Origin of the sequence: Tepidibacter mesophilus (assembly GCF_002724055.1) — a bacterium.
GTDB classification, from domain to species: domain Bacteria; phylum Bacillota; class Clostridia; order Peptostreptococcales; family Peptostreptococcaceae; genus Tepidibacter_A; species Tepidibacter_A mesophilus.
Map to the genome: position 1 here is coordinate 1 of NZ_BDQY01000041.1, position 8,723 is coordinate 8,723.

Below are 8,723 nucleotides of genomic sequence, written 5' to 3' on the forward strand. Positions count from 1 at the left end.
TTAATATTTACAATGCTGCAATAAAAGGTGAACCTATTAATAAAATTTTTGAAACTCTGAAAATTGCATAGGAATTCCGTTAGCTATGTAACTGTAAAAAATTTCAAGCAAAACTGCACTATTATAGATAATAAAATAAGATACCTAAGAAATGGATTATAAAAGGAATTGGAGCACAGTACAAATATTCAGAATATGAAATGTATCTCAAAGAAGACAATTTAGAATCACTTCAAAGGCAATTACATGGAATCACTTTTAGAAAAGCTACCAATGCAGATGCTCTTGAGATTGCTCGACAAAATGTAATTTATTTTAATGATGAATTTCAAGATTTCAAAAATACTTCTAATGATAATAAGCTAGATATTATTTCAGAAAAATCAGAAACAATCATATTGAATGAAGAGATGGTACTACCTGAAGAGGAAGAAAAGAGGGGGATGATAATTTACATTGCAGAAAAAGATCAACAGATTATTGGAAAAATACATATTCAATTGACTTCTAAAATTGGTGGCATTTATGGTTTAGGAGTATTACCGGAGCATCGTGGTAAAGGGTTTGGACGAGCAATTTTAGTAATGGGTATAAAAGAGCTAAAAGAATCGAATGTAAGTGAGGTTATGCTTCAAGTGGGTGCTAAAAACTCTAATGCTCTCAATCTTTATAAGTCTTGCGGTTTTATGGAAACATCGACGATGGATTATTATAAATTAGAGCATGAGTTGACAGATTAATAGACTTAAATTGGAACTAGTTGATAAGAAGGGGTGAGAAAACTTGAATAAAAAAATAAATAAAAACATTATAATCTTTTTTTTAATATTTACAGTTATACCTGTTTTTTCTTTTGCTCAAAGTTACGAAAACTTTACTTTTAAAGATGTACAAGAAGATTATTGGGCAAAGGATTATATTTATAATTTAAAGGATAAAGGCATTACAAATGGAATAGGAAGTAATGAGTTTGGTATAGATGACACAGTAAAAAGAAGTGAATTTATTACCTTTCTAGTTAGAATAATGAATTGGGATTTAGTATCTAAAAATGTAGAAAGTTCTAACTGGTATGATTCTTATATAGAAGCAGCAGCAAGCCATGGCGTAATAAAAGAATCTGATAAAGATTCTGATTTTACTAAGGCAATAACAAGAGAAGAAATGGCTGTAATGATAATAAGAAGCTTAGGATATGATGCTCTTGCAAAAGATATAGAGGGTGATTTAAAAGGTTTTAAACCTTTTGATGACGTAAATAAAAATAGCGGACATATTCTCATTGCTAAGGACATGGATATAATAAATGGAATGGGAAATAGAAAATTTGAACCGCAAAACACTGCAACAAGAGCTCAAGCAGCAGCAATGTTGACTAGACTAGAAGAAAAAGTAAATAGTAAAATAAATGAATTACATGGTTTTTATGCTATAAGCTCTTATGCCCAATTTGAAAAAATAAAAGATAATAATGATTTAAAAAACTTTGATTCTATGAGTTTTGGGTGGAGTAGGTTAGAATATGATTCTGGTGAAAAAAAGATTACTTTAAATACAACAAATAAGAACAATAATAGCTTTAAGCTTCCAGATGATTTTTCTAATGTAGTAAATGAAGCAAAGAAAAATAATATTTCTGTACAGCTTAATGTATTTGCGAGTAATGAAATGAAAGTTGGTAATGTTGGATTAGTAGAATATATTATAAATAGTCCTGAAAATAAAAAAACAGTGATTAAAGAAATTGTAAGCAACATACTTCTTGTAGAAAAAGAAGGAGAAAAAGTTTCATTTGATGGAGTTGTTATTGATTTTGAAAATTTAAAAAATCAATCTTCTCAAAAACCACTTAATGAATTTTTAAGTGAATTAAAGAACGAATTAAATAAAGAAAATAAGAAACTATATGTAGCTGTGCATCCAAAAGCAAACTTTAAAGGTTATGATTACAAAACCATTGGTGAAATTGCGGATAAGGTAATATTAATGGCTCATGATTATGGAGCAAAAACTTTAACGAAAGAAGAAATGAATAGAGGTTATACTGAGACTCCACCTGCTCCTATTAAAGATATTTATTATGCGTTAAGTGAAATTACAAATAAAGATAATGGAGTATATGATTTAGATAAGATATGGCTTCAAATTTCTTTTGATTCTATTCAGTGGAAAACTGTAAATAATATAGTTATTAATGAAAAAGCATATAGCCCAGATTATAATAAAATTGCTGATAGAATAAAAATTGAAAAAGGTGACGGAAAAAATATTCAAATTCAATATGGAAATAAATCAAAAAATCCATATATAACTTATTATAACTCGGGCGATAACACTACTAACAAAATATGGTATGAAGATGAAAGAAGCATAGGATTAAAGATGGATTTAGCTAGATTAATGGGTATAAAAGGAATTTCTGTTTGGAGGATAGGAAATATTCCGAACTTTGGAGAAGATGAATATAATTTGAAAGTATGGGATATGATTAAAAATAATGTAGAATAATAAAGGAAGTGTAAGATAATAGCAACTCGAACCTCAAATGAGTGTTGAGTTGTTATTTTTATATGATATAGATTAATAATTGGTAAGGATGATGCAAGCTTTTGTACGAGAATTTCTTGATGAGAGTTATAAATTATAGTATTCTCTCTCCTGTACAGTACTATATTTTTTTAAGTGGTGTGCATGAGAGAGAATAGAAGATTATGTCTATAAATAAAAGTTAAATATTAGATATGATTTAATTATGGCATTCATGTTCATGGCATGAATCACCAGAATCGGAAATAACGCCTTCGAGCCATTTAAGTGCAACAGTCTTAAGATCACCTGAACACCCACGTATTACTTCAATACCAGAGTTGTTTAATACATTTACGGCACCATCACCCATATTACCGGCAAGCATAAGTGATACACCGATATCTGATAAAGTTTGTGCGATATTTGATTTACAACCACATCCTTCTGGTGAAGAAACAGTCTCTTCAAAAATTATCTCTTTGTTATCCTTGTCAACTGTAAAAATAGTAAAGTATTCACAGTGACCAAAATGATCATCTATAAGATTTTGTCGAGATGGTAATGCAATTTTCATATAAATATTCCTCCTATAAAATAGTTATAATAGCATGAAGCACTTGTGGAATTGTTGGCATATGCTCTTTATGGAAATAATATAGGAGTATGAGACATATGTCAAGAGTTAAACAACGTTTAAATCATGAGTTAACAATAAATAAATCAATTACAAATGTATTTATAAAGCTATAAGTAGGTATTTGATCTTAATTTTAATGAAGTAAAAATATCAAATATTATCTTTTCCTATATATGCAATAGAATCTATCATAGCGACAAAAACAGCTATTGATTATAATAAAAATGACACAAAAGAAAATAGTTAGATAATTAAAAGAAGGAGAAGACTTTTAGAGTTACATAAATACAATATTTTTGTATTGACATTATATATACTTTTGAAATTTTAAAATTTTTAAAGATAATTCTAGCTTAAATAATATATCACTATTATTCAAAGATACATTTAATAATTCTTCTATTTTATGAAAGCGATAAAAAAATGTACTACGATGAATATTTAGTTTCTTTGAGGCGTCATTTGCATTTCTATTACTTTCTAGATAAATCGTTAGTGTTTTTAATAGTTCTGTATTATTGTTTTTTTCAATATCTATAAGCTTTTTAATAAGTGGATGGATTAATGTATGTAACTCAATTTTAGGGACTTTAATATCTAAATTTTGTGATATATAAAATAGATAGTATTCCATATAATTTTTAAAGTATAGTATTCTACTATCTATATTTAGATGTTCTGCTAATTTTAAAGCATACTTAGATTGTACATAAAATTCTTTTGTTTCAAGTAGGTTCTCAAATATCAAACTAATTCCAGCTTTTAGATTATTAAGTATTAAAAAATCTTCAAATTTTTTGTTTGCATTTTTAGAAAGTACTTCATCATCTCTTTTACTTACCATAAAAATAATCATATCTTCATAATAAGCTGAAATACAGTTTCCGAGTATATTTTTAGCTGTATTAATCAACTGCTTTAATCCAGTATTATAATGATAATCTTGATATGTTTGACAAAAAGGTATAGATATTAATAATATATTTTTATTCAATTTAAAATTTACGGTTTCTAGTCTTTGTTTAATATAGTGAAGATTATCAATTCGATTCATCAACAAATCCATTAAATAATATTCTTCTTCTAATCCAGAACTATTTATGAATGAATTATCTCTTTGTAATTGAATAGAAAGCGTTTGTGATAAGGTGTTTGTTAACTCTAAATCATCTTCAGTGAATTGACGATATTTTTGCAAAACACATATATAGGATACTGTAACATTATTGATACGGATCCCACAAAAAATAAGGTTTTTATCTGAAAAGTGAAAAAAAGCCCTATTTGAACTATAAATGTTATCTATACATTTATTTTTTTTCATCATATTAACAGTATCAACTAACAAATAAGATTCACCATTGTAATTTTGTATATCATCGACAACAGAAACCGCAGTGGTAGAACGGGCTATGATACGATAGCTAGTATCTAAGATGAAAATAGGATTGCTTAAATAATATTCACCTATATTTAAAATTTTATTAGTATCATTACAATTATATAGACTATTATGAATTTCATATTTTTTTTCATATAATCTATATTTTATAAGCATGAATTCATAAATTAATTTATAAATTTTTTCTACACTATCTTGAGTTTCTATTTGTAAAGCATTTGTATTTTTATTTATCTTATGTGTAACTATTAAAATATTATACTCACTAATAAATAAAGATTTATCAAATGTTGTAGTTAAGTATAAGGTATTAGAAGAAAGTTCTGTATTATTTTGTAAAAATAAAATCTCATTAATTATACAACTTGGATTATATTGTCCTGAAATTTTAGCATTACTTCTGTCTTTAAGAAAATCCAATAATATTTTTAGTTTAGGCAAAAAATTTCCTCCTTATTTATAGTTTAGAAAAATGTCTAAAATCATATGGTCAAACTGCATGATTTTCAGACTGTTTTTTGATGAATGGTATATTAGTTTATGCTAGAATTATAGAGGTTCATGATTAGTGTAACAAAAAATATATGCTTTTAAAATGTTTTAGTTATAAAAAGGTATATCAAACGAGCATAGAATTTAACAAAAGTCTCAGAAATATTACACTATTAGACATAATTATAAAAGGAGATGTTATTATGATTTTTAAAGTAATGGGAATTACAGCAGGAAGAAAAAATTCAAATTCAGAAATTTTATTAAAAGAGGCACTTTTAGCTTGTCAAAACCAAGGGGCAGAAGTTACAATGATTGATTTAAGAGATTATAATATTATGGAGTGTACAGGATGTACAGTTTGTACACATGGCATGACAAAAGGAAAACATGTAGGCTGTACATTAGATAAAAAAGATGATAAAAAAGCAATTATGGACGTTATGTTAAACCAAGATGCTGTTATTTTCTCAGCACCTACATATGATTTAATGCCAACTGCAACATTTTTAAAATTTATGCATAGAAATTTAAGTTATGAGTCTGCATTTTTAGAATCAATAGGTGCGATTGAACATAGAGATAGGGTGGGTGCTCTAATTGCTGTTGGTGGGTCTACTCGTTCATGGCAGTCTATGGCACTAGAATGTATGCAGGCAACTTGTTTTACAAATGATTTTAAAATTGTTGATATGCATTTAGCCACTCGTGTACCAGCAGCAAAACAATGCTTACTACATGATGAGATGATTAATCGTGCTCATGAAATTGGTAATAATATTATGAAGGCATTAAATACTCCAGTAGAAAAAAGAAAATGGTTAGGGGATGAAAACATGGGATGGTGTCCAAATTGTCACTCTAACGCGTTGATTTTAGGGGAAGTTCAGTGGGATGGACTACACTTTCCAATTGAATGTCAAGTTTGTGGTGCGGGTGGAGACTTAGAAAAAACAAAAGACGGCAAGTGGAAATTTGTTATTGCTGAAAATGGGCTATGTCGTGATCGTACTACCGTTGAAGGAAGAGAACACCATATGACAGAGATTGGTCATACACAAGGTGGTTTTTATACAGATGAAAATCTAGCAATTATTAAAGAAAAGTTTAATAAATACAAAGAGCTAAAATTCTCTACAATTAAAATTATTAGATAATAACACAAAATAGACTATTTTACTAAATATAAATCTGAATATAGAAAGTAGGTGCATTGGGATTATAAGGGAAATATATATTTTATATTGAGGAAAATTATGCCTATAATGTTTTATCATAACTAATGAAATCATGAAGAGATTAATTTATTTTGGTCTCTTTTGACTTTACTTAAGAAATATAAATTTTTAAAATAGACAAGTAGTGTTTGTACAAAAAATGGGGTACACCTTAGCTTATCTATAGCTTTATTCTTAAATTCATTTCCCCTATAGTCCCACTTTACTTTGACATTTACATGGCTTAAATCACTTACCACAATCTCTAAGTACTTTTCCTATTAAATTCTGTATCAACAATATTCTCGGTTTTTTCTTGTACCATAGTTATTTCTACTTTCCTTAAAGCTGACTATCACATGATTTATTTATAGAAGTATAGTAAACAAGATTTCTCTATATATTTAATAGCTTATACATTGGGCGGAGACTGTATTTATCTGTATTTGCTATAATAGATATTTTCTAGGTACTGGATGATTTGAGTTGTTTAAAAGAATATATGCCAATATTAAAGTATATAGAATAGCAAGAATGAGATATATTTGGAATTATTATAGGTGGAAGTACCTAAAAAATTAATCAATTTAGATGTTTTATTACTCAAGTATTCACATACTTAGAATATTTTGTTAGTTATAAGGCTAACATTTATATAAATAGAAATATTATTGTGTAATTGAACTTTACATATTTAAATAATAGGGAAGGAAACTATAAGGAATGATGAGAGGCATAAGAGTTTTTAGTAATGATATAAAAAAGGAACTTCGCAAATCTTTATCGAATATATTTGCATTTACCAAACATAAATATCTTGATGAACGTGACATTATTAAGTATTGGAATGAAAAAGGGGAAACCAGATTTCAAAAGTCTTATTTATTTTGGGACGAAACTCATAAGTGCATAGTTGCAGTTATTTATTCCTATTCAGGAAAAGAAGAACTATTAGGTGGAGTTTTGTTAGATGTTATTCAAAGACCTGAGCAGCTAGATATAGATTTTGGCAATTGTTTTTGTAGGGTTTTTAATGAGGATATACGAACGATTTCAAATACTCAGACACATTCTGACCTGTGGTTTACACTTAGACCAACACAGTTTCAAAGAGCAATTGCTAAATTTTCCACATTCATAACTACACCTATGGTAAAATGGATGCAAATAGTTGAAAGTAGTACAGCTCTTAGATATGAAGGAAATCCATTTACATATTGTTTGTTTATGATTAATGAGGAAAAATGGATAGAAAAAGCTTTGAGAGATAGATTTGTAAAATTTACAGAGCCCATTAAGTTAGAAAAAGGGTTACTATCAGAACAATGGGTAAGGTCTGCTGTAGATGTAAATAGGGTTGGTTTGATTGGCTTAGGACATCGAGGAGATTTGATTGGAATATTTAATATACCATCAGAAACTGAACATAGAGAAAGTTTGAGTTTTGCACCACATGAAAGCATGAGAGCAATACGACATTTTTTAGTACCTGGTACTGCATTATTTATTACCACAGCTAATGGAGATATATATATAATGCTTCCAAACGGTGCTATTTTTCATAAAACTCAAGGTAGATGGCATTATTTAAATTATATACACGTGTATAATATATTATCAACACTATTTAATAAAGAATTTGCATATTCATTGCTTAGACTATCTCTTGATTTGAGCTTTGAGAGGCATGGTGCATTAATTATTATACCTGATAAAAATGAATTTATAGAAAAGATGGTTCCTGATCATGTTAATAAACAAAAGGTTAATAAAGATTTACGTAATTCAGTAAAAGGATTGAATGTAAATATATTAATGCATAAGCAAATAATAATGGCTGCAACAAAAAGTGATGGAGCACTTGTTCTTTCAAAAAAAGGAATAGTTTTAGACGTAGCATGCATGGTTGCAGAACCTAGACAAAAGGACCTAGGATTATTGGGTATAAATAATTTAAAGCGCTTTTCAGGTGCTAGAAGTACAGCAGCATGGAATTCAAGTATATATGGAACCTCAATTAAAATTTCAGAAGATGGGCCGATAACTATATATAACAGAGGTAAATTGCTAGTTAAAATTGGTTAAATAATATAATTAATTTAATGTTTTTTATTTATAAATTTGTAAGAATAATTCTGTTTTTTTAATTTAATATTATAGATTTTTAAATTTATTTTATTTTGAAGTAGTAGTAAAATTAGACTTTATCCGTTCGATATTAGAAGTTGAACCTAATCAGACAAGTAATAGAGTTATTATTTCTCATGGTTTTTCAAAAAATATTGATTGGATATTAAAGAGTAAAAATCTTAGTCTAAACACCACTTTACAAGTAATTGAATAAATTCAATTCAAAAAATAACATAACTGAGCCTTAAATTGTTAATAATCTTTAGTGACAAAACCAAAAATAACAAATAAGGAGCTCAGTTATATTATGATTATT

The 8,723-nt window shown here is 27.7% G+C and carries 6 protein-coding genes; 4 read left to right on the plus strand and 2 right to left on the minus strand.

Annotated features, from left to right (window positions below; translation table 11 throughout):
* The first annotated feature begins 200 nt into the window (after window positions 1-200).
* Complete coding sequence (locus tag Tmeso_RS15390; RefSeq protein ID WP_242967958.1) at window positions 201-740, plus strand: GNAT family N-acetyltransferase; 540 nt, start codon at window positions 201-203, stop codon at window positions 738-740.
* 43 nt (window positions 741-783) lie between these two features.
* Window positions 784-2,508, plus strand: coding sequence for an S-layer homology domain-containing protein (locus tag Tmeso_RS15395; protein ID WP_099192795.1), 1,725 nt, complete (start codon window positions 784-786; stop codon window positions 2,506-2,508).
* A 238-nt stretch (window positions 2,509-2,746) separates the two neighbouring features.
* On the opposite strand, the gene Tmeso_RS15400 is transcribed toward Tmeso_RS15395, so the two are convergent.
* Window positions 2,747-3,103 carry a NifB/NifX family molybdenum-iron cluster-binding protein gene (locus Tmeso_RS15400; RefSeq protein ID WP_099192797.1) on the minus strand — a complete coding sequence of 119 codons (357 nt, stop codon included), beginning with the start codon at window positions 3,101-3,103 and terminating at the stop codon, window positions 2,747-2,749.
* Between the two features lie 370 nt (window positions 3,104-3,473).
* A complete protein-coding gene (locus tag Tmeso_RS15405; RefSeq protein ID WP_242967959.1) occupies window positions 3,474-5,009 on the minus strand; it encodes a PucR family transcriptional regulator in 1,536 nt (511 codons plus the stop codon).
* Window positions 5,010-5,152: 143 nt separating this feature from the next.
* On the opposite strand from Tmeso_RS15405, the gene Tmeso_RS15410 reads away from it, so the two are divergent.
* Window positions 5,153-6,217, plus strand: a complete 1,065-nt coding sequence (locus Tmeso_RS15410) for a flavodoxin family protein (RefSeq protein ID WP_330400375.1) — start codon at window positions 5,153-5,155, stop codon at window positions 6,215-6,217.
* 786 nt (window positions 6,218-7,003) lie between these two features.
* Window positions 7,004-8,362, plus strand: a complete 1,359-nt coding sequence (locus tag Tmeso_RS15415; protein ID WP_187296407.1) for a diadenylate cyclase — start codon at window positions 7,004-7,006, stop codon at window positions 8,360-8,362.
* Window positions 8,363-8,723: the final 361 nt, after the last annotated feature.